At 42.7% G+C, this 26,939-nt stretch carries 23 protein-coding genes; 5 read left to right on the top strand and 18 right to left on the bottom strand.

The annotated features are described in order from the left end of the window. From ileS to murJ, 3 genes are all read right to left on the bottom strand, one after another. Positions 1 to 2,841 (bottom strand): isoleucine--tRNA ligase, encoded by a 2,841-nt coding sequence (gene ileS, locus OCU28_RS02260; RefSeq protein ID WP_261816744.1) that lies wholly within the window; start codon positions 2,839 to 2,841, stop codon positions 1 to 3. A 56-nt stretch (positions 2,842 to 2,897) separates the two neighbouring features. Beyond that, positions 2,898 to 3,830, bottom strand: coding sequence for a bifunctional riboflavin kinase/FAD synthetase (ribF, locus tag OCU28_RS02255; RefSeq protein WP_261816743.1), 933 nt, complete (start codon positions 3,828 to 3,830; stop codon positions 2,898 to 2,900). Between the two features lie 89 nt (positions 3,831 to 3,919). Beyond that, entirely contained in the window at positions 3,920 to 5,479 is a 1,560-nt protein-coding gene (gene murJ, locus OCU28_RS02250; RefSeq protein WP_261816742.1) for a murein biosynthesis integral membrane protein MurJ, read from the bottom strand. 376 nt (positions 5,480 to 5,855) lie between these two features. On the opposite strand from murJ, the gene rpsT reads away from it, so the two are divergent. Next, positions 5,856 to 6,116: a 30S ribosomal protein S20 gene (gene rpsT, locus OCU28_RS02245; RefSeq protein ID WP_261816741.1), complete on the top strand. Its 261-nt coding sequence runs from the start codon at positions 5,856 to 5,858 to the stop codon at positions 6,114 to 6,116. A gap of 54 nt (positions 6,117 to 6,170) precedes the next feature. On the opposite strand, the gene nhaR is transcribed toward rpsT, so the two are convergent. Continuing rightward, positions 6,171 to 7,061: a transcriptional activator NhaR gene (gene nhaR / locus OCU28_RS02240; protein ID WP_261816740.1), complete on the bottom strand. Its 891-nt coding sequence runs from the start codon at positions 7,059 to 7,061 to the stop codon at positions 6,171 to 6,173. 340 nt (positions 7,062 to 7,401) lie between these two features. Between nhaR and OCU28_RS02235 the strand changes: the two genes are divergently transcribed. After that, a complete protein-coding gene (locus OCU28_RS02235) occupies positions 7,402 to 8,550 on the top strand; it encodes a Na/Pi symporter (RefSeq protein ID WP_261816739.1) in 1,149 nt (382 codons plus the stop codon). A 48-nt stretch (positions 8,551 to 8,598) separates the two neighbouring features. Here the strand turns inward: OCU28_RS02235 and OCU28_RS02230 are convergent, their stop codons facing one another. The 6 genes from OCU28_RS02230 to rppH all read right to left on the bottom strand — a co-directional run bounded on the left by OCU28_RS02230 (position 8,599) and on the right by rppH (position 14,938). Next, positions 8,599 to 9,591, bottom strand: a complete 993-nt coding sequence (locus OCU28_RS02230) for a Solitary outer membrane autotransporter beta-barrel domain (RefSeq protein WP_261816738.1) — start codon at positions 9,589 to 9,591, stop codon at positions 8,599 to 8,601. Between the two features lie 81 nt (positions 9,592 to 9,672). Next, positions 9,673 to 10,524, bottom strand: a complete 852-nt coding sequence (locus tag OCU28_RS02225; protein WP_261816737.1) for a thymidylate synthase — start codon at positions 10,522 to 10,524, stop codon at positions 9,673 to 9,675. Then, on the bottom strand, positions 10,525 to 11,349 hold the full coding sequence (gene lgt, locus OCU28_RS02220; RefSeq protein WP_261816736.1) for a prolipoprotein diacylglyceryl transferase: 825 nt from the start codon (positions 11,347 to 11,349) through the stop codon (positions 10,525 to 10,527). 21 nt (positions 11,350 to 11,370) lie between these two features. Further along, on the bottom strand, positions 11,371 to 12,165 hold the full coding sequence (locus OCU28_RS02215; protein WP_261817415.1) for a sulfite exporter TauE/SafE family protein: 795 nt from the start codon (positions 12,163 to 12,165) through the stop codon (positions 11,371 to 11,373). After that, a complete protein-coding gene (gene ptsP, locus OCU28_RS02210) occupies positions 12,162 to 14,414 on the bottom strand; it encodes a phosphoenolpyruvate--protein phosphotransferase (protein WP_261816735.1) in 2,253 nt (750 codons plus the stop codon). The genes OCU28_RS02215 and ptsP overlap by 4 nt, the downstream gene beginning before the upstream one ends. A gap of 5 nt (positions 14,415 to 14,419) precedes the next feature. After that, entirely contained in the window at positions 14,420 to 14,938 is a 519-nt protein-coding gene (gene rppH / locus OCU28_RS02205; protein WP_261816734.1) for an RNA pyrophosphohydrolase, read from the bottom strand. A gap of 590 nt (positions 14,939 to 15,528) precedes the next feature. On the opposite strand from rppH, the gene mutH reads away from it, so the two are divergent. Next, the gene (gene mutH / locus OCU28_RS02200; protein WP_261816733.1) at positions 15,529 to 16,218 is read left to right on the top strand and encodes a DNA mismatch repair endonuclease MutH; all 690 of its coding nucleotides are present in this window, start codon (positions 15,529 to 15,531) and stop codon (positions 16,216 to 16,218) included. Positions 16,219 to 16,224: 6 nt separating this feature from the next. Here the strand turns inward: mutH and OCU28_RS02195 are convergent, their stop codons facing one another. Together OCU28_RS02195 and OCU28_RS02190 are read right to left on the bottom strand one after the other, a co-directional pair. Beyond that, on the bottom strand, positions 16,225 to 16,536 hold the full coding sequence (locus OCU28_RS02195; RefSeq protein WP_261816732.1) for a DUF6482 family protein: 312 nt from the start codon (positions 16,534 to 16,536) through the stop codon (positions 16,225 to 16,227). Positions 16,537 to 16,624: 88 nt separating this feature from the next. Then, positions 16,625 to 17,542: a hydrogen peroxide-inducible genes activator gene (locus OCU28_RS02190; protein ID WP_261816731.1), complete on the bottom strand. Its 918-nt coding sequence runs from the start codon at positions 17,540 to 17,542 to the stop codon at positions 16,625 to 16,627. Between the two features lie 197 nt (positions 17,543 to 17,739). On the opposite strand from OCU28_RS02190, the gene OCU28_RS02185 reads away from it, so the two are divergent. Together OCU28_RS02185 and OCU28_RS02180 are read left to right on the top strand one after the other, a co-directional pair. Next, the gene (locus OCU28_RS02185; RefSeq protein ID WP_261816730.1) at positions 17,740 to 18,348 is read left to right on the top strand and encodes a peroxiredoxin C; all 609 of its coding nucleotides are present in this window, start codon (positions 17,740 to 17,742) and stop codon (positions 18,346 to 18,348) included. 78 nt (positions 18,349 to 18,426) lie between these two features. Further along, complete coding sequence (locus OCU28_RS02180) at positions 18,427 to 19,173, top strand: copper homeostasis protein CutC (RefSeq protein ID WP_261816729.1); 747 nt, start codon at positions 18,427 to 18,429, stop codon at positions 19,171 to 19,173. On the opposite strand, the gene phoU is transcribed toward OCU28_RS02180, so the two are convergent. The 6 genes from phoU to phoR form a co-directional block, all read right to left on the bottom strand. Further along, a complete protein-coding gene (phoU, locus tag OCU28_RS02175) occupies positions 19,166 to 19,864 on the bottom strand; it encodes a phosphate signaling complex protein PhoU (RefSeq protein WP_261816728.1) in 699 nt (232 codons plus the stop codon). The two genes, OCU28_RS02180 and phoU, sit on opposite strands and share 8 nt — an antisense overlap. Positions 19,865 to 19,879: 15 nt before the next feature. Further along, positions 19,880 to 20,698, bottom strand: a complete 819-nt coding sequence (pstB, locus tag OCU28_RS02170; RefSeq protein WP_261816727.1) for a phosphate ABC transporter ATP-binding protein PstB — start codon at positions 20,696 to 20,698, stop codon at positions 19,880 to 19,882. Continuing rightward, positions 20,688 to 22,364 (bottom strand): phosphate ABC transporter permease PstA, encoded by a 1,677-nt coding sequence (gene pstA / locus OCU28_RS02165; RefSeq protein WP_261816726.1) that lies wholly within the window; start codon positions 22,362 to 22,364, stop codon positions 20,688 to 20,690. The genes pstB and pstA overlap by 11 nt, the downstream gene beginning before the upstream one ends. A gap of 9 nt (positions 22,365 to 22,373) precedes the next feature. Beyond that, complete coding sequence (locus OCU28_RS02160; RefSeq protein ID WP_390623789.1) at positions 22,374 to 24,554, bottom strand: ABC transporter permease subunit; 2,181 nt, start codon at positions 24,552 to 24,554, stop codon at positions 22,374 to 22,376. 95 nt (positions 24,555 to 24,649) lie between these two features. Beyond that, positions 24,650 to 25,600, bottom strand: a complete 951-nt coding sequence (locus OCU28_RS02155; protein WP_261816724.1) for a PstS family phosphate ABC transporter substrate-binding protein — start codon at positions 25,598 to 25,600, stop codon at positions 24,650 to 24,652. Continuing rightward, positions 25,600 to 26,910, bottom strand: coding sequence for a phosphate regulon sensor histidine kinase PhoR (gene phoR, locus OCU28_RS02150; protein ID WP_261816723.1), 1,311 nt, complete (start codon positions 26,908 to 26,910; stop codon positions 25,600 to 25,602). Before phoR ends, OCU28_RS02155 begins: the two co-directional genes overlap by 1 nt. Positions 26,911 to 26,939: the final 29 nt, after the last annotated feature.

Raw genomic sequence — 26,939 nt, 5'->3', positions numbered from 1 at the left:
TTAAACAAACTTACGAGTTTCGCCGTCGCCTTCTACGTTAGATACGCAGCGGCCACAGATGGTTTCATGACCTTCAATAGTGCCTACATCTGACGTATGGTGCCAGCAGCGCTCACACTTCTGTTGCTCCGTTGCTTTAACCTCTACAGCGAGACCTTCAACTTCTGTTTCAGATGCCGCTTCACTCTTCTCAGATAAAGGACGCACTTCAGCTTGAGAAGTCAATAACACAAAACGAAGCTCATCAGATAGCTTGCTTAATTTAGCTGCAATCTCGTCACTGGCAAATAGAGTTACCTCTGCTTGTAGTGCCCCACCGATGATTTTTTCTTTACGTGCATTTTCAAGCAGTTTATTTACCGCAGTACGAACCTGTTGAATCTCTTCCCAGAACTCGTAGCTTAGCTCTTCGTTTTCATCTAATCCGAATAGGCCGGTATACCACTCGCCAGTAAAGACAAACTTATCTCTAGAGCCCGGCATTTCATTCCAGATTTCATCAGCAGTAAATGACATGATAGGAGCCATCCAGCGTACCAGTGCTTCTACGATATAGTACAACGCAGTTTGGCAGCTACGCTGAGCATGACTGCCCGCCTTCGCTGTGTACTGACGGTCTTTAATCACGTCTAGATAGAAAGAGCCCATTTCAATAGAACAGAACTGCATTAAACGCTGCGTTACACCATGAGTGTTGTATGCCTCAAAACAGCTAACAATCTCTGTTTGAGCTTCTAGAGCACGCCCTACAGCCCAGCGGTCTAAAGCAACCATTTCTTCTGCTGGGACAAGATCTGTTTCTGGATTGAATCCATTTAGGTTAGCTAAGAAGAAACGCGCAGTATTACGAATACGGCGATACGCATCAGCGCTACGCTTTAGGATCTCATCTGAAACCGCAACTTCACCTGTGTAATCGGTAGAAGAAACCCATAGGCGTAGAATATCTGCGCCAAGGCGGTTAGTTACGTCTTTAGGTGCAACAACGTTACCGATAGACTTAGACATCTTACGTCCGTCACCATCCACCACAAAACCGTGAGTTAACACTTGCTTGTATGGTGCTTCATCTTTCATCGCAATCGATGAAATAAGTGATGATTGGAACCAGCCACGGTGTTGGTCCGAACCCTCTAGGTAAAGATCTGCGCTAGCACCGTTATACTCCTCACGAGCATCAACGACCGAGTAGTGAGTAACACCAGAATCAAACCATACATCTAATGTATCAAGGGTTTTTTCATAGTTCTCAGCGTCTGCTTCACCAAGCAGTTCAGCCACATCCACATCCCACCAAGCTTGAATACCTTTTTGCTCAACTAGTTGAGCAACTTTTTCAATTAACTCTTGGGTATTAGGGTGAAGCTCCGATGTCTCTTTATGTACAAATAGGGTAATTGGCACACCCCAAGTACGCTGACGAGAAATACACCACTCAGGGCGTCCTTCAACCATACCTTCGATACGGCTTTGACCCCATTCAGGCATCCATTCAACATCTTTGATAGCACCTAATGCTTTTTCACGTAGACCCGCTTGGTCCATAGAAATAAACCATTGTGGTGTCGCACGGAAAATAATAGGTGTCTTGTGACGCCAGCAGTGCGGGTAACTATGTTCATAAGCATGATGATGTAAAAGAGCACCTTTTTCTTTTAGTACATCAAGAACCGATGCATTAGCTTTAAATACATGCTGACCGGCAAAAAGCTCTGTGTCTGGCAGGTAAACACCATTTGAGCCAACAGGATTTGCTATTTCTAGGCCATATTTTTGACCGACCACGAAGTCTTCTTGGCCATGACCCGGAGCGGTATGCACAACACCAGTACCCGATTCAGTAGTAACATGGTCACCTAAAATGGCTGGTACACTGAAATCATAAAATGGGTGGTTAAACTCGCTTAGCTCTAGGTCTGCACCTGTAGCAAAACCAAGATTATGGTAGTGCTCGATACCTGCGCGATCCATAAGTTGAGTCACTAATTCAGACGAAACGATTAGACGCTCAGGTTGACGCTCATCAGTACCTTCAACTTGAACAAGCACATACTCAAGGTCATCACGTAAACATACCGCACGGTTTGCAGGTAGTGTCCAAGGAGTAGTAGTCCAGATAACTGTTGAGATTTGACCTTGACCTTCAACGCCATCAGCCAATGCAAACTTAGCAAGTACAGCCGCTTCATCTTTCGCTTTAAAGCGAACATCAATAGACGGTGAAACCTTGTCTTTATACTCAACCTCAGCTTCCGCAAGTGCAGAGCCACAATCGGTACACCAATGCACAGGTTTAAAGCCTTTTAATAGGTGACCTTTGTCAGCTATTTGGCCTAATGCACGAATAATATTTGCTTCAGTTCCAAAGTCCATTGTGCGATATGGTTTATCCCACTCACCCATAATACCTAGACGCTTAAAGCTTTCTTTCTGGCCTTCTACCTGGCCTGCTGCATACTTACGACACTCTTCACGAAACTCAGCTGCAGAAATCTTCTGACCTGGCTTGCCTTTTTTCTTCTCAACCATAAGCTCAATTGGAAGACCATGACAATCCCAGCCAGGAATATAAGGTGCATCAAACCCAGACAACGTCTTAGATTTGATAATAATGTCTTTAAGAATCTTGTTTAGTGCATGGCCGATATGAATATCACCATTTGCGTATGGAGGACCATCATGTAGAACAAAAGGCTTATTGCCTTTTTTAGCTTCACGGATCGCACCGTAAAGATCTTCCTTATACCAACGCTTTAGCATCTCTGGTTCACGGTTCGCCAGATTACCACGCATAGGAAACCCTGTTTCAGGAAGGTTCAGGGTATCTTTATAATCAGTCATCGATTCTTAATTCCGTAATATTGGGCGATGTTTAGATATTAAGGTTGATATAAACATCAACGCTTTGTCCGAAGCAACCACACCCTAGCTGCTTCAGCATCTAATTCAATTTGAGTTTTTAGCGCGTCGAATGACGGAAACTTCACCTCGTTGCGCAGTTTATGTAGCAAGCACACTTCAAGTTGCTCACCATACAAATTTGTAGAGAAGTCAAAAAAATGAACTTCGAGTTGCTGACGGACTCCGTCAACCGTAGGTCTTTGCCCTACATTGGCGACCCCACCTAGGGTCTGCCCTTTATATTTCGCTTCTACGACGTAAACCCCAGACACTGGAGAAACACATCGTTTTAACGGTAGGTTTGCGGTTGGAAAACCGATTGTTCGGCCCAGTTTCCTGCCGTGAGAGACGCGACCACTAATGCTATAGTCTCTTCCTAGCATAGTCTTCGCAGCCACTAAATCATCTTCTGCTAATGCTTTTCGAATAGCAGTGCTACTTACACGTTGCTGTTCTAAACAGAAACTGCTGGTACTCACAACCTCAAACCCAAATTCCTTACCAGCTTGTTGTAGCAAAGCAAAATCACCTTGGCGTTGTTTACCAAAACGAAAATCATCACCAACAACAAGGTACCGAACCCCTAACTGCTCAACAAGCAATTGCTGAATAAAGCGCTCTGCTGGTAAATTGGCAAATACTTTATTGAAGTTAAGGCACAACAAACTGTCTAGATCGAGTTTGCTCAATTGCACAAACTTATCTCGTAGTCGTGTAAGCCTTGCCGGCGCCTTTTGCTGCATAAATAGCTCGAGCGGTTGAGGCTCAAATGTCATTACAACCGCAGCAAGACCAAGCTGGTTAGCTTTTAGGTTAACTTGCTTCAATACGGCTTGATGGCCTAAATGTACACCATCAAAATTACCTATGGTCAATACGCATCCCCTATGGCTAGGGCGAAGGTTATGACTGCCTCGGATTAATTGCATGAAACTCGCTTAAACCTAATCTAATTAGTCTTGTTTGCTAAACTGGCGAATTATATACCTAAATGGCGACAATATGCCAGTATAAGCCCCTAGCCTTCTACTTTTAGATGACGTAGACGAATCCCGAGTAATAATGCACTAATCAAATAAGTCACACCACCAGCTGCAATCAAACCGCTCAACTGCAATACACGCCCCATCAAGCTCATCTGCAGCCATGCTGACATCGGTGGCAAGATGTATACAATTACTGCCACCATAAATGCCCCTGCCACCAGCAATCGTAACAAGTACCCGATAGTTTGCTTACTTAACTTATACACCTTGGCTGTGTGTAAACCTCGATACAGCAATGCCATATTTACAAATGCAGATAATGCGGTTGCCATCGCCAAGCCTACATAGCCGTAATGCCATGCGAATATAATATTAAATACCATGTTAGTGGTCATTGCGATAATGCCATAGCGCACTGGGGTTTTGGTGTCTTGACGCGAATAGTACCCAGGGGCAAGAACCTTAATTAACATAAAGTTGAGCAGACCTGAAGCGTACGCGATTAAAGACATTGAAGATTGATGAACCTCATAGGTTCCAAACTCACCGCGCATAAATAAAACCATAAGCAGCGGCTTGGCCAACACAATCAGCCCCAACATTGCAGGAAGCCCAAGTAAGAACACCATACGGATTCCCCAATCCATGGTATTAGAAAACCCTTGGCTATGGGCATTAACATGTTTTTTGGAAAGAGCAGGTAATATTACTGTTGCAATCGCAATCCCAAACAACCCCAATGGAAACTCAAGTAAACGGTCAGAGTAATAGAGCCAACTAATTGATCCTGTTTGCAAAAAGCTGGCAATAAAGGTATCTAGAAGCAGGTTAATTTGGCTAACAGACACACCAAATAACGCAGGGATCATAAGGGTACGGATCCGCACCACCCCCGGATCATTCCACCCCCATTGTGGGCGCACTAGCACTCCCTCTCTCGCTAAGAAAGGAATTTGAAACAAGAACTGAACTAAGCCGCCTAGGAATACGCCGATCGCCAAACCAATTTCAGGGTTATCTAAACGCGGCGCAACAGTCACCGCCATCAGAATCAGCATCACATTTAGAAAGACAGGGGTAAATGAAGATACGGCAAATTTACCTAAGGTATTTAATACCGAGCCAGATAATGCCACAAAGGTGATAAACCATAAGTATGGGAAGGTGATCTTTAACATCAAGCTTGCCATTTCAAATTTTTCAGCCGATGGCCCACCCTTAAGCCAATCAATAAACCACCCCGTACCAAAGATTGCGGTTACGACTCCTGAACCCAATACGCCAAATAGGGTAACCACTGTGACTATGACGCCTAACGTTCCGGACACCTTGGCAATCAGCTGGCGCGTTTCTGTCATGTCCTCTTTTTGTTGGTACTCAGTTAATACTGGGACAAATGCCTGAGAAAAGGCACCTTCGGCAAATAACCTACGCAAGAAATTAGGTATCTTATTTGCAAAGAAAAACACATCGGCGCTTGCCCCCGCTCCCATTAGATTTGCCACAACCACATCACGTACTAGCCCTAACACTCTAGAAACGAGAGTCATAGCGCTAACAATAGCACCCGACTTAAGTAAGCCTTTACTCACACAATATTCCTTACTTTTCTTTGTCTATACAATGATGTTTAAAGTGCCTTCACCTAATTCAATCACTCGACGAACAGAGAATAAATCATGCCTACCATGCAAGCCTGATTATTTGATATCATTAGGTGTACATTAAATTAGTTTAGTCTCTGAACAAGAGCGACCAATAAATGAACTGCATCTTCAATGCACTTGGATATAGCATTACCTTTAAAATGCTGTTAGAATCCACGCCATCTTAACCGTGTTCTCCTTTCTAAACAAAATTTGTTTGTTTATGACGGGTTTTCACACAATTTAATTGACTTTCGGATAACAAAGAGGCATTCTCCACGACCTTAATATTGTTACCGAATAAGTTTTGGGAGTTAGACCCTTGGCAAACAGCAAATCTGCTAAGAAACGCGCTATCCAAGCTGAGAAACGTCGCCAGCATAACGCTAGCCGTCGTTCTATGATGCGCACTTACATGAAAAAAACTGTTGCAGCTATTGAAGCTGGCGACAAAGAAGCTGCTACAACTGCATTCGTTGCAGTTACTCCGATCCTAGATCGCATGGCAACTAAAGGCCTTATTCATAAGAATAAAGCTGCTCGCCATAAAGCACGCTTCAACGCTGCAATCAAAGCACTTTAATAGTCTTGTGATTGTTTTTAAAAACCGGCTTATGCCGGTTTTTTTGTGTCTAAATTATTTGAATAGCCTAGAAAAGTCCGCATCACAAACACTCTTAACCGCTGGGTGTTGAATCATACGTTCAGCAAAAATCACAAAAAACTCTTCCTTTAAGTCCTTTATATTCGCTATATGTGAAAATTCAGCCAATACATTATGGTGCGCAGGATAACTGGTAGGGGCAATAAATACTGTTTCAGGATGAGCATCAGCAAAAGCCTTCATTAAGGCAACGTCATCAAACTCACCCAGAATATTTGGCTGATAACCTTGTCTATCACACCACTCAAGAATTTTTCTTCCCATAGAGGTTCTAGAGCCAGGTATCAAAAGCTTATATTGAGCAATATTATTTAAGAACTCTTTTTCTTCGACAGGTGTTGCAGAATAAAAGCTCATACTACAATCACCCAGCTTCTTACTATATAGACCCGCATTTTGTGAAGAATCAATCGCACAATCAGACAAAATCATATCGAGTTTATGCTGTGCAAGCCTTTCTAATAACAGTTCGTGGGTTGCTTCAAAGCAACGCAGGTGGATATTGCCATCCATAGGAATAGTTGTAGACAGGATCTGACTTACTAAGCGCTTAGATAGCGCATCCGCAACTCCCACTTCAAACAACAGGTTTGCTCTTTGACTGTAATTAACGATATCCATCATTTCATAGCTAAGATCAAACATGCGATCAGCATATTTAAATACTAACTGCCCAAGTTCAGTTGGTTCAATGGTGCGGCCATTTCGCTTGGTCAACTTACCATTTAACCGCTGTTCCAACGCTTTGATTTGTCCGGTTACTGTTTGTGGTGTCAAAAATAGAGCATCTGCTGCCTTAGTTAATGAGCCTTGTTTACACACCATCCAAAAATAATAAAGATGGTTATAGTTTAGGTGTGACATTCACATGATCCTTAGAGTGCAAATTTCAATGTATATGCTTATTTACTTCGAAAATACCGAATTAATTTTGCAGTAAGATGACACATTTGCAATAAATAATTTATTCCGAGATCACTTTTTTGGATAAAAACCACAGTTACAAACAACATAAAACCAAAGCAAAACCACCAAAAACCCTTACCAAACAACACCTTAAGTGGGAATTGTAACTGGTAAATACTTTACTATCCTAAAGGCAATGAAATGCACAGTTTTTGGCGAGTGTAATATAAATGAAATATAAGTTATCTAAACTCGCCAACAGTTAATTAATCGCCTAATTAAAGGTCGGAGAAAATCCATGAATAACCAAGCATCTTCAGTGACAACCACAGGGGTAGCTAAAGCTACTTGGCTGCGCTGGGCTAACTTAGCTTTCATGTTATATCTTTTGCTTGTTTCTGTATCTCTGGTAGGAAGTGGTTTTAAGCTTGCTTCTGGCGAGCATGCAAAGACATTATTTGAGTTCGCCTCTCATCCAGTTGCTGGCTTAATGATAGGTCTAGTTGCAACGGCCTTGATTCAATCATCAAGTACTGTAACTTCAATTATCGTTGGCTTAGTTGCCGGTGGTCTTCCTGTAGGGATTGCAATCCCTATGGTTATGGGTGCCAACATTGGTACAACGGTAACCAATACCTTAGTCAGCTTGGGGCACCTGCGCTGCAAAATAGAGTTTAAACGTGCTTTTGCAAGTGCAACGGTTCATGACTTCTTCAACCTGTTAGCTGTTCTTATCTTCCTACCTTTAGAGATGATGTTTGGTATCTTTGCCAAGATGTCAGCATGGTTGGTTGCACCGTTAATGACAACTGGTGACCTTAACATGGGCGGCTTTAACTTTATTAAGCCTTTGACTAAGCCATTAATCAGTGTTGTACAAGACCCTCTAACCGCACTTGGTCCAATCGTAGCCGGTGTTAGCATGATTATTATAGGTATCGCAACCATCATAATCTCTATCACTATTATGGGTAAGCTAATGAAAAGCTTGATGGTAGGCCGTGCACGAGAAATCCTAAAAAATGCCATCGGTCGTGGCCCATTGCACGGTATTTTCTCGGGTTCAATTGTCACCATATTAGTTCAATCATCTTCTACTACAACCAGCTTAATGGTTCCGCTTGTAGGCTCTGGTGTGCTTAAGGTACGTGATGTTTATCCATTTACCCTTGGAGCAAACATCGGCACCTGTATTACTGCGCTACTCGCAGCAACTGCTGTCACTGGTGAGTTTGCAGCTTATGCATTGCAGATTGCACTGGTTCACCTGATATTTAACGTCTCTGCCACGCTGTTTATTTTTGGTATCCCGCTACTGCGCGAACTGCCACTAAAAGGAGCTGATTGGATTTCAACTATGGCACTGAAGAACAAAGGTGTAGTTGCCGGCTATCTAGTTGCAGTGTTTATCTTTATGCCAGGTCTGGTTATCGCTATGACTAGCTAATTACTTCCTGCTACGCATATAAAAAGCCCAGCTAGCTGGGCTTTTTTATTATTCATTATAAAACAGCACTAAAGAGCCGCCTTTAAGAGTGCTTCCATAGTTAATATTAATACCGACCCCAACGTTATAGACCAGCGACGAGTAATCACTGGTATCTATCACCCAGCCAAACGCATATTCATTGTAATGGGTCGCACCTATCGGGTCTCGCAAGTCCCCCCCTACATCTATGCGTCTAAATCGCACCAGCAAGTCTTGCTTTCTATCCCCCCACGCATCTAGATGGTACTTATACTGCAAGCTATTCATAACTCGCCATCCTTCAGGCGTTGCATTTGCAGTTCCAATAGAGCCACCATAGCTGCGCCCCCAAAAATAGTGATACTCCGTATTAAACTGAATCTCTCCAGCCCCTACATCTTTGGTGTAAATAAGATCCAGTTGCGGCTCAACTATCCATACATTGGAAGAACCATTAATAACTGAGTCAATATTCTCTCTATCAATAAGCTCCTTCAGAGGGCTATTAGCGGTAAATTCATTCCGATAGTACATTAGGTGCAAACCAGTTCCACCAAACAACTGCCAGCCTTCAGAGAGCTGGTAACCTAACGAGTATTCAGCATAGCCCGCTAAGATTTGATCGCGGGTTTCATCTGCTGGCCAATCTAAATCGAGTTCATTTATAGCTTGGTAATCAATATCTCGATTGAGCTCCATAAAAGCAGCCCTTAGCTTTAATCTATGCAGCCATTTACTGTGGTCACTTTCAAAGTGGAATGAAATAGGAAGAGAAGTACCGGTAATTCTTTTACGTGTATCTAGGGACTCTTGCCCTCCAAGACTGGGATTATCGATACCGAATATCTTATTGGGATCAAAACTGGCAAAGCCAAATGAAATCATCTCGCTATCGGTCAGTACTAGCGCTGTTGCAAACACCCCTTCTAGATACTTGTCAGTATCTAGTAATGGGGCGCTAGTGGCAGATAGCGGCAACACACTTGCGGCTAAAAATAATGAACAACGTCCTTGTTTCATTCTATAAAGCTCAAATAAAAAGAAAGGCTGATAATAATTAATTATCAGCCTTTAATCGCAAATGTGCCAATTATCAGTGAGTTAAACTGAGAAAGGATACTTAATTGCAGGGTGAGACTCATACCCCTCGACCGAAAAATCATCTAAAGTCACCCAGGTTTCTAGGTCTTGTAACGATTTAATCTTCGGATTGATAATAAACTGAGGTGCCAAGAGCGGTTCTCGCGTCAATTGCACGTCTCTCATCAATTCAAGTTGGTCTTCATAAATATGAGCATTGACTATTTTATGGTATGCCTGCCCCGGTTTCTTACCCGTAATTTGCGCCATAATAGCTAGAAAAACATAGACTTGAACCATGTTGAAGTTAAGGCCCAAAGGTACATCACATGAACGCTGAGTGCTATTGAGGTACAAGGTATCACCTAGCAGTGAAAAGTGATGGCTGTACATGCAAGGCCGTAGGCACCCCATGTGAAACTCACCTGGGTTATAAAAATTAAGGATCTCACCTCGGTCATCTACACCGCGAGTGAGATCATCAACAATCTTTTTCAGCTGGTCGATATGACCACCATCTGGCTTTGCCCACTGCCGCCCCTGAACTCCGTATACTCGCCCCATATCATCCGTGCCTTTACGGAAGCTATTTTCAAGCCAAGCTTGGTTCAGGTTTGAATTGGCATCCCAGGTTTTTGTGCCAAGCTCACGAAACTGAGCTGCATTGTCATAGCCACGGATATAACCGAGAAGCTCTGCAACAGCAGCCTTCCAAAAGCTTTTACGTGTTGTTACCAAAGGGAAGGCATTATTTGCTACATCATAGCTAAGATCCGCATTGATAACCGTAAGACAGCGTTTTCCTGTTCTTTCGTTTTCAATCCAATGTCCCTGTTCAACAATTCGATGGCAAAGGTCTAGATACTGCTTCACTTATTTCTCCTCGTGCGCTTGAGTTTGCAGAGACTTTTTATTGTATTTATATGCCCACCACAGCATGACGGCACCAATAAAGATCATCGGAGTAGATAAAATCTGTCCCATTGAAATCCAATCACCAAATAGACCTAACTGAGCATCAGGTTCTCTGAAATATTCCACGATAAAACGGAAACTTCCGTAACCAATAAGAAAAAGTCCGGATACCGCTCCCGCAGGTCTTGGCTTCTTAATAAACAGGTTTAGGATTAAGAATAAAACAATCCCTTCAAGAAACGCTTCATAAAGCTGAGAGGGATGACGAGGAAGGTAGCCACCACTAGGGAACAGCACCGCCCAAGAGACATCTGTTACACGCCCCCAAAGCTCATCATTCATAAAGTTGCCTACTCGTCCCATACCCAATCCAAACGGAATCAAGGGCGCGATAAAATCGGCAACATTGAAAAAAGTTCGTCCATTCTTATAGGCGTAATATGCCATAGCCGATATAACGCCTATTAGGCCACCGTGGAATGACATACCTCCGGTCCATACCTTAAATAGATACAGTGGATTATCCAAAAACAGGTCAAAATGGTAGAAGATAACGTAGCCAATTCGACCACCGACCACGACACCTAAAAACCCCAAAAAGAGTAAGTCTGAAACTTGCTCTCTATTCCAACCACTCCCCTTTTTATCGGCGCGACGATTGGCAAGCCACATAGCAAACGCAAATCCGACTAAATACATCAACCCATACCAACGAATAGAAATGGGGCCCAGTTCTAGCAAAACCGGATCAATGTGCGGATAGGTGATAAATTCCTGATTCATAATTTCTCGATAAATATAACATCAACTAATAAGCGTTCTTGCTGCAATAAGTAGCAACAAGCAAGCAAAAAACTTTTTTAACACTGGGGCTGGTAGCGTCGAAGCTAACTTTACTCCCCAGCGAGTTGTAAGTACTGAACACGATGCAATAGCAAAAAAAGCAGGCAAATAGACAAAGCCCACACTATAAGGCGGTAGTGTATCACTATTAGTTCCATGAAGGATAAATCCTAGCATTCCTGATAGAGCCAATACCGCACCACATATCGACGAAGAACCTATCGCTTTTCGCATTTCAACGCTATGCCTGCTCAGAAATGGCACCATCAAAGATCCACCACCAATCCCAGCTAAGCTTGAGATTGTACCTATGATACCTCCCGCGCCCAAAGTTATAAACCGAGAAGGCATAGTTCGGTTCCGACCACTTTTGACTGAGAAAAACATCTGTAAAGCGAGACTTAGAACTATTGTGCCAAAGATTTTAGGTAGATATTCAGTAGGAACCCATTCCGCAACAAAGCTTCCGGCAAAGCCACCAATAATGACGCCAGGCAATAAGCTTTTAATTACACAAGTATCAAAATTTGTCGCTCGAATGTGGTTAAAGGCAGAAGACGAAGAGGTAAAAACAACGCAAGCTAAAGAGGTAGCCAACGCCATATGCATTGCAATTTCAGTAGGTATATCAAAAAAAGGCAACAAATATAGCAATGATGGCACTATGATTAAGCCACCACCAATACCGAGCAAGCCTGCTAATACGCCAACAATGCCACCTAGAACAACTAAAACGATAAGCAATTCAAACATTATTGTTTACCCGGCTTAACATAGCCGATGAGTTTTTGTTGTTTTAAGTAGTCTTGTGCCAAGTTATGTACATCTTCAGCATAGGATTGTTGTAAAGCTTGAGCTGACAGCTCACGCAACTTTTTAATTTCAGTCTGGCGGATGAGGTGTTTAATTCGGGCCACATTCGATGAGTTCATACTTAACTGCTCAAAACCCAAGCCTAACAACAATAAAGCACCCAATGGGTCACCAGCTAACTCACCACATACCGACACTTCCAATTGCGATTCCTGACAGCGATGTTGTATGTCATGTAGCGCCATAATAACCGCAGGGTGCATCACCTCATACAGCTCAGAAACCCGAGCATTATTGCGATCAACTGCGAGCAAGTATTGGGTTAAATCATTGGTGCCAACAGAGACAAAGTTAATTTTCTCTGCAACGAATGGCAGTAAATATATAAGTGATGGCACCTCAATCATAATCCCGATTTCAGGCCGACGCACCTGCGGAAAGCTCAATGATATTTCATCAAAAGCCTGCTCAAAAAGCCTTAATGAAGCATCTAATTCTTTCACACTTGAGATCATAGGTAATAAAATTTTCAACTTACAACTTAGCCCTACACTTGCTCTGAGCATGGCACGCAGTTGAATCAAAAAGATATCAGGATGATCTAAGGTAAAGCGAATTCCCCTCCAGCCAAGAAAAGGGTTTTCCTCTTCCATAGGAAAATAAGGTAATGATTTATCGCCACCGACATCTAAGGTACGCATAACAACAGGCTTCCCCCTTGCTCGAACTAGTACCTGTCGATAGTGATAAAATTGCTCATCTTCTGATGGAAATGATTGCTTAAGTAAAAAGGATACCTCAGTTCGATATAGACCAATCCCATCGACAGCCTGACTCAAGGCACTGGTTTCATCGATATCTAATCCCGCATTCATCAGCACCTTAATATGCAAGCCATCTTTAGTGATCGCTGGCTTTAAGGCTGTTGATTCTACCTTAGAGCGCATCTCAAGCTCTTCATTGAGAAGCTTGCGATAATATTTACGTTGCCCAGCTGTCGGTTGAGGCATAACCTCACCGTTGTAGCCATCAACAATAATAATACGCCCATTGGCAATATCAGATGATACCGGCACACCTAATACAGCTGGGATCCCTAGCGCCCGAGACAATATCGCCGCATGGGAATTAACCCCGCCTTGCATAGACACAATCCCGAGGATTTTATCTCTAGGTATGGAAGCAAATAACGTTGTGGTCATTTCATTTACAACTAGAATAACTGGCTCGGCCAACTGAACCTGCTTCGATTGAGAATGATGCAAGAAATAGAGTAGCCTTTGCCCAAGTTCTCGAACATCTTGTGAGCGTTGTTGTAAATAAAGGTCACTCATGCGAGCAAAATGATTCGAATAGCGCTCAATTACTTGGCGAAGCGCCCACTCAGCAGCATCACCTTTATCTATTTGTCCTAGCAATTCCGAGCGCAATTTAGGGTCATTTAACAAGTGAGTAAACAGGTCAAAAATAGCCAATGCATCTTTATTGAGATCACTGTCTAACTGCTTTCGCAACCGACGGAACTCTTTAAGCGCATTTTCAATTGCCAGCAGTAACCATTCTTTATCACTTTTAGGATCGACCGCAGATGCAGGAAGTACATCGGTTAGAACATACTCGTCACTTTCACGCCATATTGGACCAATAGCAATCCCTTTACTGGCACCGATACCGCTAAGTAGCGGCCGACGTTTATGTTGTAATAGCCACTTACCTTGCTGTTGCTCATTGGCAATCAATACCGCCAACTGAGCTGCCAGAGTAACTAGGAAGGATTCCTCTTGCTCATTAAACTGCCTAGATGCTTGCTGCTGTATAACCATTACGCCAAGAACACGCTTTCGGTATACGATGGGCGTCGCTAGATAGGCTTGATAAATATGCTCTCCCAGTTGTGGAAAGAACTTATAGCTAGGATGAGAGGAAGCTTTGGCAAGGTTTAAGGGTTCAGCCGTACGGTAAACAAGACCAACTAAGCCTTGATTAAAACCTATATGAAGGCTTTCTCCACTAAAAATCAGCCCCTTGGTTGCCATTAACTCAAGGCGCTGTTTTTGATGATTAGAAAGGTAGATAGTGCAACATTCGCTATCCATTGCACTACATGTTTTTTCCACCAGCAGTTCTAGGGCTTGATGAATATCATCTGCCCGCGATACATGCTCAACTATCTCCCTTAGTTGATTTAGCATTAACGCTATCCTCTACGGTGTTTGCGTTTACGGTTTTGTTTTCTGTCATTAAACGGCATGGCAAAAGATGCAAACTCTTTCATCGCTCGACGATATACATCGCGCTTAAAAGAGACAACTTGTCTTACTGGATACCAATAACTTACCCAGCGCCAACCATCAAATTCAGGAGAATGCCCCTTTTGCATATCAATATGGGACTCATCGCCCACTAATTGCAGTAAGAACCATTTTTGCTTTTGACCAATACAGACAGGCTTAGAATCCCAACGAACCAGTCGCTTAGGTAGGCGATAGCGCAACCAATGACGACTGGTAGTAACTATTCTTACATCTTGCTTTGTTAGCCCAACCTCTTCATACAACTCACGATACATGGCTTGCTCAGGGGTTTCCCCATCATCAATGCCACCTTGTGGAAATTGCCAAGAATGTTGTCCGTATCGCTTAGCCCAGAAAACTTGACCGTGGTTATTACATATTACGATTCCCACATTTAAGCGGTAACCATCGCCATCGATCACTGGCTAGCCTCTACAATAAAATTTTATATACCTCGATTTTTCCACAGATCCCCTAAGGTAGCAAACCTATACTTCTCAAAAGTTACTAATTTCGTATCAATTGGGACATATATGTACTAAAACTCGGTTTATTTACACTTATCAACAACAAAGCGCAGCCCTCTTCATTTTTATTCACTATATCTGTGAATAACTTTGTGCGAAAACTTTTCCAGTCCTAATTTAGTGTACACATAATAACAGGCACTAAATGTAGAGAAAACAAACAACATATTATTTATCCATTTAAAAACAGTATGTTAAATACAAATATTCACTACAAATACATAGCAAAGATATGATTAAAAAACGATCCATCTAGATCGGTTAAAGATCCACCAACCCTTTCTTTATCCACATGCAACGCTCTAAAAGGCATAATTGGCACCGCAAAACAAGCACAAACCGCCCCCTAAACCCCTGTTTATTCATACATAGCTTTATTTAATTCACTGGGTACATACCTTCTCTGTGGATAAGTCAGAAAATAGACATTATTCATAACTAGATATGTCCCTATTTCGATCATATCATCAACAGAGATCGTTAATATGAGAACTGCCGTGAGCCTACCAACCCCCACTACCGAGAAAGAGCTTTGTGAGCGAGCCTTAAACCTAGCTGGCTTCACCTTAGGTGAGCTTGCCCAACAACTCGATATTACGCCTCCAGATGATCTTCGCCGAGATAAAGGCTGGGTTGGACAATTGATCGAGCGACATTTAGGTGCGCAAGCAGGCAGTCGTCCAGAACAGGATTTCATTCATCTTGGTATTGAATTAAAAACAATCCCTTTGAGTCATACCGGAACCCCATTAGAAAGCACCTTTGTTAGTGTGGCACCACTCACTGGTATCACTGGGCTGCGATGGGAAGAGAGTCATATAAGACAAAAGCTAAGTCGAGTGTTATGGATACCTGTCGAGGGAGAGCGTGAGATCCCTGTTCAAGATAGACATGTGGGAATGCCTGTTTTATGGTCTCCCACTACCCAACAAGAGCAACTCATACGCAATGACTGGGAAGAGTTAATGGAGATGATAGCTCTAGGTCGTATCCATGAGATCAACGCGCGATATGGGGAGGTTTTACAGATACGCCCTAAAGCTGCCAATAGCAGAGCACTCACAGATGCATTTGGTGCAAGCGGCACAAGCATCAAAACATTACCTAGGGGGTTCTATTTACGTAGCAGTTTCACGAAACAGATCCTACACAACGCTCTACATGCTATAGAGTGAATCTAGTTAATAGCTATTTAATGACAGCTCAATATCGTGATAAAGCTTACCATCAGAAACACCGCATTCATCGTAAGCATTGTGTAGGCGTAAATAAACGCTGCACAGCCCCAAGCGTGTTAATTCCTCTTTAACTAACTCAAGAGAAGCATAACTAATAGGAGATCCATTCTCCCTTATGGGCTCAAGCCGGTGTTTAAATTCAACTGCGATCTGATATGTCGAGAGATCCGCACACCCAATAACAAATACTTTAGGTACCACTGAATGTCTCTCTATATCAGCATGAATCCATTGATCAAACTGCTGTTTTTGCATGACTAGCCTCACTTTGGCTAACTTTCTGCACTCAATAAAAGTAAAGTTCAGTTAGTTGTCGGGATCAACCTATTGCCTAAGAATATTATTAGCCATTGCTACTCAATAACTTTTCGACCACATCTCCTAGTATTTTAAAGGTTTCGGTTCTCGAACTACTCGGACGCCAAACTAGGCCAATATCCCGATAAGCTCGCCGACCGGGAGGATCAACAATCTCCAGATCATGATTTACCAACAAGCCATGATCAATCGCCATCTGAGGAATAAAAGTGGTGCCTAATCCATTTTCCACCATTTGCACTAAGGTGTGTAAGCTGGTGGCAGTGAAAGGATTTATCTTTCTTTTTTCAGTCAATTTACAAGCTGATACAGCATGCTCTGTTAAACAGTGTTCTTTTTCCAAAAGAAATACTGATTGGTCAGGAAGGTCTTCATAATGCAAAGGGATCTTAATTTGTTTCGCTTGTTCCTTACTGATCACCATTCGAAATTGGTCTTGGCCTACGAAGCGACTGGCAAGCCCTCCTATATCTACAGGTAGCGCTAATACCAAAACATCTAATTGTCCATCTTGCAAAGCGGTTAATAGATTGGCTGTGGTGTCTTCTCTAAGTAATAGATTAAGGTCTGGAAACGATTGATTCACCTCTCGCACTAAGCTGCTCAATAAAAATGGAGCGATAGTTGGAATAGCACCTAAACGTAATTGCCCTTGCATCAAGCCACCACATGCTAAATGCCCTAGTTCCATTAAATCTTGGCTTTTGGTTAGCAGTTCCCTGCCTTGTTTAACCACCATTTCGCCAACATGAGTAAACACTAAGCTGCTTTTCTTCTCTTTTTTTTCATAAAGTGGGCAACCAAACTGCTCCTCTAGATTCTGAATACCTTTACTTAAAGTTGATTGGCTAACAAAGCAAAGCTGTGCCGCTTCTCCAAAATGTCGAGTTTCATAGAGGGTGATTAAATAATGTATCTGCTTCAAACTAGGCCATTTGTTCATAAAACTATCGAATCTCCACTAACTCATCGCCTCAAAATGTGCGTTAGATAACAAAATCTAAACATCGTTTTTTTCGATTGTATCAATCTATTTATTTCGCTTTTTTCTATAATACGTTTTGTATTATAGTCTGTCTCGTTAAAACACGGATTAAGCCTAACCTATAGGCATAACAATAATTTATTAGGAGCAAGATCATGGTATTAGTAGGTCGTCAAGCACCAGACTTTACAGCAGCAGCAGTACTAGGTAACGGTGAAATCGTTGATAACTTCAACTTTGCTGAATTCACTAAAGGCAAAAAAGCTGTTGTTTTCTTCTACCCACTAGACTTCACATTTGTGTGCCCATCTGAGCTGATCGCTTTTGATAACCGTCTTCAAGATTTCCAAGACAAAGGCGTTGAAGTAATCGGTGTTTCTATCGATTCTCAGTTCTCTCACAACGCATGGCGTAACACTGCTATCGATGATGGCGGTATCGGTCAAGTTAAATACCCTCTAGTTGCTGACGTTAAGCATGAAATCTGTAAAGCATACGACGTTGAGCATCCAGAAGCTGGCGTTGCTTTCCGTGGCTCTTTCCTAATCGACGAAGATGGCCTAGTACGTCACCAAGTAATCAACGACCTTCCTCTAGGCCGTAACATCGACGAAATGCTACGTATGGTTGATGCACTTAACTTCCACCAGAAAAATGGTGAAGTTTGCCCAGCACAATGGGAAGAAGGTAAAGCAGGTATGGACGCATCTCCAAAAGGTGTTGCAGACTTCCTATCTGAGCACGCTGCAGACCTAAGCAAATAAGCTTAAGTTCATGTTAATATCAGCAGGTTGGAGCAATCCAGCCTGCTTTTTTTTGCTTATAAAACAGAGGCTTTACCTATGCCCTTTGAGCTAGAAGTTTGTATCGATAATATCGAATCTCTATCCACGGCAATCGCAGCTGGTGCAACGCGAATAGAACTGTGCAGCTCCTTAGCTTTAGGGGGACTTACGCCATCATTTGGGTTCATGCAACAAGCTGCCAAACAAAGCACAGTACCCATTTATGCCATGATTCGACCGCGGCAAGGGGATTTTCTGTTTAGCCCGCAAGAGTTTGATTTGATGTTAGCTGATATCAACGCAGCTCAAGAGGCAGGGCTAAGTGGCATTGTTATCGGTGCATTAACCGCATCAGGAGAGATCGATACGAAAAATTGCCGCAACCTCATTAAAGCTGCCCTTGGTATGGGGGTGACGTTTCACCGTGCATTTGATCTATGTAAAGAGCCGACAACAGCACTTGAAGAAATTATCAATTTAGGCTGTGAACGCATATTAACATCAGGCTTAGCCCCAACAGCTGAGGCCGGTAGTGAGGTATTAAAGCAGCTCAATGAATTAGCAAAAGGGCGGATCTCTCTAATGGCAGGAGCTGGAGTTAATCAAAGCAACGTAAAAGGCATCATCCAACAGTCAGGGATAACTGAGGTTCATCTTTCAGGAAAAGGGTTTCGTAACAGCTTAATGACCTTTAATTCAAGTAATGCAAAAATGGGTGCCGATGAAGTCGATGACAGCCAGATCCCTGTTACACAACATCAAGCCGTTGCCAATGTAAAAGCAGTACTAGATTCGCTTAGCTAGCCCGATATTTGGAAATTTCTTCATCATTAGAGTGGCGTACATCTTTTCCTTTTACTGCATAGATGATGTATTCACAGATATTTTGGCACCTATCGCCGACTCTTTCGATAGCTCGCGCAGACCACATCACCTCTAGAATGGTAGGAATAGAATCCGTTTCGTCGATCATCAATTGCGTCAATTGCTTGATAACCGAAGAGTACTCTTGATCAACACGCTCATCCATTTCATAAACTAACGCTGCAGACTCTAGGTCCATTCTAGCAAATGCATCAAGTACTTGATGAAGCATACTAATTGCCAAGCGGCATAAGGGTTCTAATGACGTCTGATACCTAGGGTCAGCACTCTTATGGTCTAAAGAAGTTCGAGCCAAACGAGAGGCAACATCACCAATTCGCTCTAAATCTGCAATGGTTTTGATGATCGACATCACCAATCGCAGGTCTCCCGCTGTTGGCTGGCGCCTTGCAATAATGCGCGTGCAGGCTTCATCGATTGCTACCTCCATCGCATTCACATTATGGTCTTCGGCAATGACCTTTTTGGCTAACTCAAAGTCTTGCTTGACCAGCGCGCGTAATGCATAGCCCAGTTGCTGCTCTACCAACCCACCCATAGCAAGTACATGGCTTCGAATAGCTTCCAACTCAACATTGTATTGTCCTGATATATGACGACCTGAGTGCATGTTGTTCTCTATTTCCTATCCAATTCTGCCGGTAATGTAATCTTCTGTTTGTTTCATTTTGGGTGATGTAAACATCGAATCGGTATCTCGATATTCAACAATCCTTCCCATATGAACGAAAGCAGTATAATCACTTACCCTTGCCGCTTGCTGCATGTTATGAGTAACGATGACCACCGTATAACGTGCCTTTAGCTCATTAATCAGCTCTTCTATGGTCAGCGTAGATATTGGGTCTAAGGTCGAGGTGGGTTCATCAAGAAGCAAAACCTCCGGTTCAATAGCTATTGCTCTCGCAATAATTAAACGCTGCTGTTGACCAGCGGAAAGACGAAATGCACTTTCATGCAGCCTATTTTTCACTTCTTGCCATAGTCCAGCCCCGCGAAGTGCCTGCTCACAGCAGTCATCGAGTACTCGACTGTTCTTAATACCCTGTAAGCGCAATCCATATATAACATTCTCATATACTGATTTTGGAAATGGGATTGGCTTTTGGAACACCATACCCACTTTACGACGTAACGCAGACACATCGACATTCGGAGCATAAATATCTTCTCCGTACAGTCGAATATTACCTAAAATATCACACCCCTCAACCAGATCATTCATCCGATTTATCGAGCGCATAATAGTCGATTTACCACATCCAGAAGGGCCAATAAAAGCAGTAACCTTCCCCTTAGGGATCTTCATCGAGATATCAAAAAGAGCCTGTTTCTGCGCGTAAAAGAGATTAAGGTTATCAATCTCAATTGCAGTTTTGTCCGCAGGAAGATTTTCAATATCTAGTGGCTTCAACAAATTAAAAGACGATAGATCAGAAAACATGTTCATCAAATCCTAGGTTACGAAAGCTATCTCTTAACGAGTTACGAATTCTTATGGCGATCAGGTTTAAGCCAATGATCACAGTGACTAACAGCATCGAGGTTGCATACACCAAAGACTTAGCAGCTTCTAGATTTGAGGTTTGAAAGCCAGCGTCATAGATGTGAAACCCTAAATGCATGAATTTACGGTCAAGGTGGACATACGGGAATTGCCCATCAACAGGTAAACTTGGAGCCAGTTTCACTACCCCAACTAGCATCAATGGCGCAACCTCTCCCGCCGCCCTAGCAACTGCCAATATCATAGCGGTTAGTATTGCTGGCATCGCCATTGGCAATACAATGCGCAGTAATGTTTCTGATTTGGTTGCTCCTAGAGCAAACGAGCCGTGCCTAACAGATCTGGGGATTCTTGATAATCCATCTTCAATCGTCACCACAACCACAGGCAAGGTCAACATTGCGAGCGTTAATGATGCCCACAACAAACCAGGCGTGCCAAAAGTCGGGGCTGGTAGCGCATCAGAGTAAAATAGCTCATCTATCGTCCCGCCCATGCCATACACAAAGAAGCCCAATCCAAATACGCCGTATACAATAGAAGGTACACCAGCAAGGTTGTTGACCGAAATTCTGATCACGCGGGTCAACCAATTATTTTTGGCGTATTCGTGTAGATATACCCCTGCAAGAACACCAAGAGGCATAACAGCAATAGACATCAGCAGCACCAATAACACCGTGCCAAAAATAGCAGGGTATACTCCCCCTTCAGAGTTAGACTCTCTTGGGTCTTGTACCAAAAACGCCCATACTGATTTACACCAGTGCTGTAGCTTATCTATATGGCTCATTGCATTGGGATACCACGCATCCAGTATTCGCGTAAATTTAATCTGATGAGATTGACCATACATGTCTTGAACCCAAACAGAAGATTTACTCATCTGTTGCTGTAACTTATCAACCTTTGCTTCAACTTCGTTTCTATATTTATTTAATTGCGCTCTATGCTGATTTAATTTAGCGATTTGCTCTAGGCTACTTTCATGCTTTAACAGTTCAGCAATCTGTTCACGATTACGTTGCAATTGCCATGACAGTGGCTCTACTTGGTTTTCGACTAAATAGGCGATTTTATCGCGAATTCTATCCGTCTCATCAAGGGCTTCATGTACTCTTTTGGCAAGGTCATCAGTAAATTGCCCTTGCTCTGTCACCAGAGATTGTACTCGTCCAATAAACGGGCCAGACTTAGTTCGATTAAGAACAATAATATCTTGCTCTAGCTGCTCCTTTGACCACTTATATGCGAAAGTGGAAATAAAATCATTACCATAAAAATCTCTATTTCCAATCCGAATAACAAGGCGCTCAAGGCTAGGCACGGCTTGGCTTTGTATATCCAGCACAAGGTCTTTTGGGATCTCAGCTTGCTGTTGCTTGGACAGCTGTCGCAAAGGTATTTGTTGTCGCTGATAAATCTCTCCTATTACACGTTGCCCATTCGCGTTTTGCCACTCATATACCGGTTGTGGCCAAAAATAGTTTATACCGTTCCAGCCAATAAAAAGCAGGATGCCTAAAACCAATAGCATGCTCACGGTAACTGCAAGGGAGGACAGCCATATCCAGGGTTTTCCAGATTTAATCCAATCAATCACAAGCAGCCCCTACAGCGAACGATATTTATCGCGCAAGCGTTGACGAACACTTTCTGCAACGCTGTTAACAACAAAAGTAAAAAGAAACAAAATCAGAGCTGACAAAAATAATAGGTGGTAATGAGAGCTCCCTACTTTTGATTCTGGAAGTTCAGTGGCAATTGTTGCAGTCAATGAACGCAAGCCATCGAATATATTCCACTCAGTAAGCGGTGTATTCCCGGTTACAGTCAAAACGATCATAGTTTCACCTACGGCTCTGCCCATTCCGAGCATAACGGCTGATATAATACCGGGACTGGCAGTAAGCAATACCACTCGGGTTAAGGTCTGCCACTCCGTTGCACCTAACGCTAATGAACCGTCTGATAAGTGCTTAGGTACCGACGATATAGCATCCTCTGCAATGGTGAAAATTGTCGGGATCACAGCAAACCCCATTGCAAGCCCTACGATCAAGGAGTTGCGCTGCTGATAATCCCAGCCATGATCAGCAAGATACAGGATTAAACCATCGCTAAACCAAAGACTCTCAAGATAAGGAGCAATAAAAAACGTCCCCACAATCACAATTAATAACACAGGAAGAAGTGATAACAGGTGCAGACCACGCGGAACTCGTCGACTATACCCAACCGGAACCCATAGCCATATTCTGCCTAAAAGCAGCGTCACAACGGGCATTGTGATAACACTTAAAATAAAGCCGAGTAGATTCTTTTCTAAAAATGGAGCAAACCATGTGGCTGCGACAAAGCCAATAACAAGCGTTGGCAAAGCCTCCATCAATTCAATAGTAGGCTTAACTACATTTCGCACTGGAGAAGACATAAAGAAAGCGGTATATATCGCACCAAATACCGCTATAGGTACTGAAAATAGCATGGCATAGGTTGCCGCCTTCAAGGTACCAAACACCAAAGGTGTCAGACTAAACTTTGGCTCAATATCCTCTGTTGCGGCTGCGGGTTGCCAAACATAATCAGCACTAGGGTAACCTTCATATTTAATTTTTTGAGTCAAAGCTTTTAATGATATTTGCTGATGTGGGGCTTCAACTCGAGTTATCGACGCCTGTTTACCAGCAATATTGAGTATGAACTCATCATTCTCCGATAGCACACTGATAGCTGGGGATAACAGCGCAGATTTAAACCGCATAATCGGTTTACTATTGGTTGCATTAAATAGGGTATATTCTCCATCAGCTTCAATAGTCCAAAACCCTTTTACTGTATGTTGCGCCAGTATATGAGTCAGTGGTGATGCTAGTTGATAGTTTTGTCCACGAATAAATTGTCGCCCTCTGTTCACCACCATAAACCACAATTCAACCTTATTAGTGGTATCCGAGGTAATTACACTGCGCTCGCCATTTAGTAGCTTAAATGTCTTGGATAAATCATCGACGGCTAAAGAAGCGTGAGCAATCCTTGGCACAAAGGGGGCACCTACTTTTTCTCGGTTGAATAAATGGAAAGCATTATCATCGAGTACAGCCAGAAAACGCCCATCTTTGGAGATTTGAATCTGGTTAATGTTATTAAAATGGTTGCGTAGAGTATGCTGTTGGCGATGCACAGCTCCTTTAGCATCACTCCAATAGCTTAGTATTTCTACCTGCTTAGAATCAGCCCTCACAAAAACAGAGTTATCCCCCTGCTTAGCAAAGACAAAATTATTGGTGGCAAAATGATCATCACCAAAGCTCAATTGAGGTAAGGTATTATCCACCCTAAGGTTCGGGGTATAGTTTCTGCCTGTTTCCGAGTGTGAAACAATAAACTCAGGCATCACCACTTCAATGGCGCCAGAGCTATCCATTGTCGCAACCCAAGACTGCATTCCTGACTGACTAACAAACAACGGTTCGTGTTTAAGCTGCGCTTGATTTACTAACTCCGCCTGTCCTTTATTTATACTGTAGTAAGTGATTTTTCCAGACTTCGTAATAAGGACAATATTATGTCCTGTGCTATCAATAGTCGCATCCATAATCATGGCGCTATCAATTGGCAGTTCAAGCTGTATCGAATGGTGTGAAGGGGAACTGAAAACAGGAATAGTCTCTAAAATAAAGTACATAAATATACCCAATAAACCAACTAATAACCCTAGGCCGCTAGCTTTGACCACGGCGGTTATTAGTTTATCTTTGAGTAAACGTACTCTATTGCTCTCTTGTAACAAGTGAAGGCCTTATAAATATTTGCTGCTAATTAGACGAGCTTGATGCTGCCGATTTTTAATAATTGATATTACCTTGATTGAGCTAATAGCTATCGCTACAACTTTAAGCCCAATTTCGCTAACTCTCGTTGTGCTAGCTCTTTTGATATTGAAATGTACCCACTGCGAACTACAGCGTCTTGTCCTTCATGTGAATAAATAAACTTTATAAACTCTCTTTGTCTACGCGACAACATACGATTTGGCGGTTTATTCACATAAACATACAGCTTACGGCCTAAAGGGTATTTACCGCTAATAATGTTTTTGCGAGTTGGTAATGTGTAGCTATCTCCAAAATCATCTAACGCTACTAATCTAGAACCCACTACCGATGAAGCCACTCCAGAATATCCAATTGCAGATGGAGACGACGCTACAGATTGAACAACCGAACTTGCACCTAACATCTCATTTACTGAGTTACGAAAATCACCACCACAAAGCACCTTACTCTTAAATACTTCATGTGTACCAGAGACTGAATTACGCCCAAAGGTCTGGATCTTTAATCTTCCCCAATTTTGAGTAACCCCTAACTCACTCCACGAGGTTACTCTATGTTCTGAACCACAAAAGTTAGTCGCAGAGAAAATAGAATCTAACTGCCTAAAATTCAGTCCCTTTATTGGGTTATCCTGATGCACGTAAACACCTACTGCATCTAATGCAACAACTAAAGCTGTAGGCTCATAACCGTATTGTTTCTCAAACGCAGCAATTTCACTTGGCTTCATCAAGCGACTCATAGGCCCAAATTGAGCTGTGCCCTGAGTAAGGGCTGGAATGGCACTCGAACTACCTGCGGCATGAACCTGCATATTGACACTAGGATAGACTACAGAGAAATCCTCAGCCCATGAGGACATGATTCCAGCAAGAGAATCTGATCCTATCGATGATAAGTTACCGCTCACCCCATATATCTTCTGATAGCTGGGTAACTCATCTCCTGCTGTTGTCATACCCGAAAACAGCAACAGAGTGATAGATAACCAGTATTTCATCAAGCGACTTCGCCTCTCACTACAAAATGTTGAGGTAGTACAAAAGAAAACTGGCTTCCTTGTCCCAACTCACTTTGCACTTCGAGCTGAGTATCATAGTGACTCAAGGTATGTTTTACTATCGCAAGCCCTAGACCGCTGCCTCCAGTTTCACGTGAGCGATCCTTATCAACGCGATAAAAACGTTCAGTAAGGCGATGTAGGTGCTGTGACTCGATCCCTTCACCAGTATCAATTACTCTAAACTCAGCCCCAGATGCTACTTCCTGCCAGCACAGGGTGATATGGCTTGCTGGTGGCGTGTATTTCACCGCGTTATAGACTAAGTTTGAAATAGCACTACGCAGCTGATCTTGTTCACCTAATACCATTAAAGACTCATCAATATCTAAAGAAATCTGATGCTGCTTCGTTCCACTTAACGCTATCGCCTCTTTCTCTAATATGTGTAACATCTTAGGGACGTCAATAACGTCATCACCAGCGCCCATTGGCGCGGCCTCAATTTTAGATAAAGTAAGTAATTGATTCACTAAACTATTCATTCTATTTAGCTGCTCAGTCATAACGCCATGAGCTTTAGGCCACATTGGACCAACCAACATATCAGGGTCGGCTGTCATCTCTAAGTAGCCTTGTAGAACAGTCATTGGGGTTCGGAGTTCATGCGATACATTGGCAAAGAAGTTTCTTCTCATTCCTTCTAGCTGTTTTAGCTGCGAAACATTTCGCACAACTAGCATTTGTTCACCATCCGTGTAAGGCACAATCCGCAACTCAAGAATACGCTCCATATTTAATGGCGAGCGCATTTCCAAGGGTTCAGAAAAGTCATTTTTACTGAGGTACTTACTAAAGTCTGGTGAACGTAACAGATTGGTGATAGGAAGGTCTGAGTCCTCAGGCCAGCGAAAACCTAATAGTTGCTGAGCTAAACGATTACACCAAACAATATTACCTTCATCTCGGAATACAACCACAGCATCAGGTAGAGACTCCGCACCATTGCGGAAACGACGAACTAAACTGGTAAGCTCTTTGCGCTTACGGCGCTGACGCAGTTGCAATCGATACATACCGTCAAAGAGCGGTGCCCAGTTTCCAGAGCTAGAAGGTGGAGACAAGCGTTTGTCATTCCATAGCCAACGAGAGAAGCGCATTTGATTATATAAATGCCATCCCAACTGCAGAACAGTTGCAATCAACAGCATCCAAGACATATGACCAAATAACCAGCCTAAGATTAGCCACGGTGTGTAAAAAAAAGCCAGCTCAAGAGCTAGCTTCTTCCACGTCAACTTTTCTACCATCTATTGGTATTCTCCAAAGTTCAAGCGTT

The sequence above is a fragment of the Vibrio gallicus genome, assembly GCF_024346875.1.
Taxonomy (GTDB): domain Bacteria; phylum Pseudomonadota; class Gammaproteobacteria; order Enterobacterales; family Vibrionaceae; genus Vibrio; species Vibrio gallicus.
This window is presented reverse-complemented; position numbering and strand designations above follow the sequence as displayed.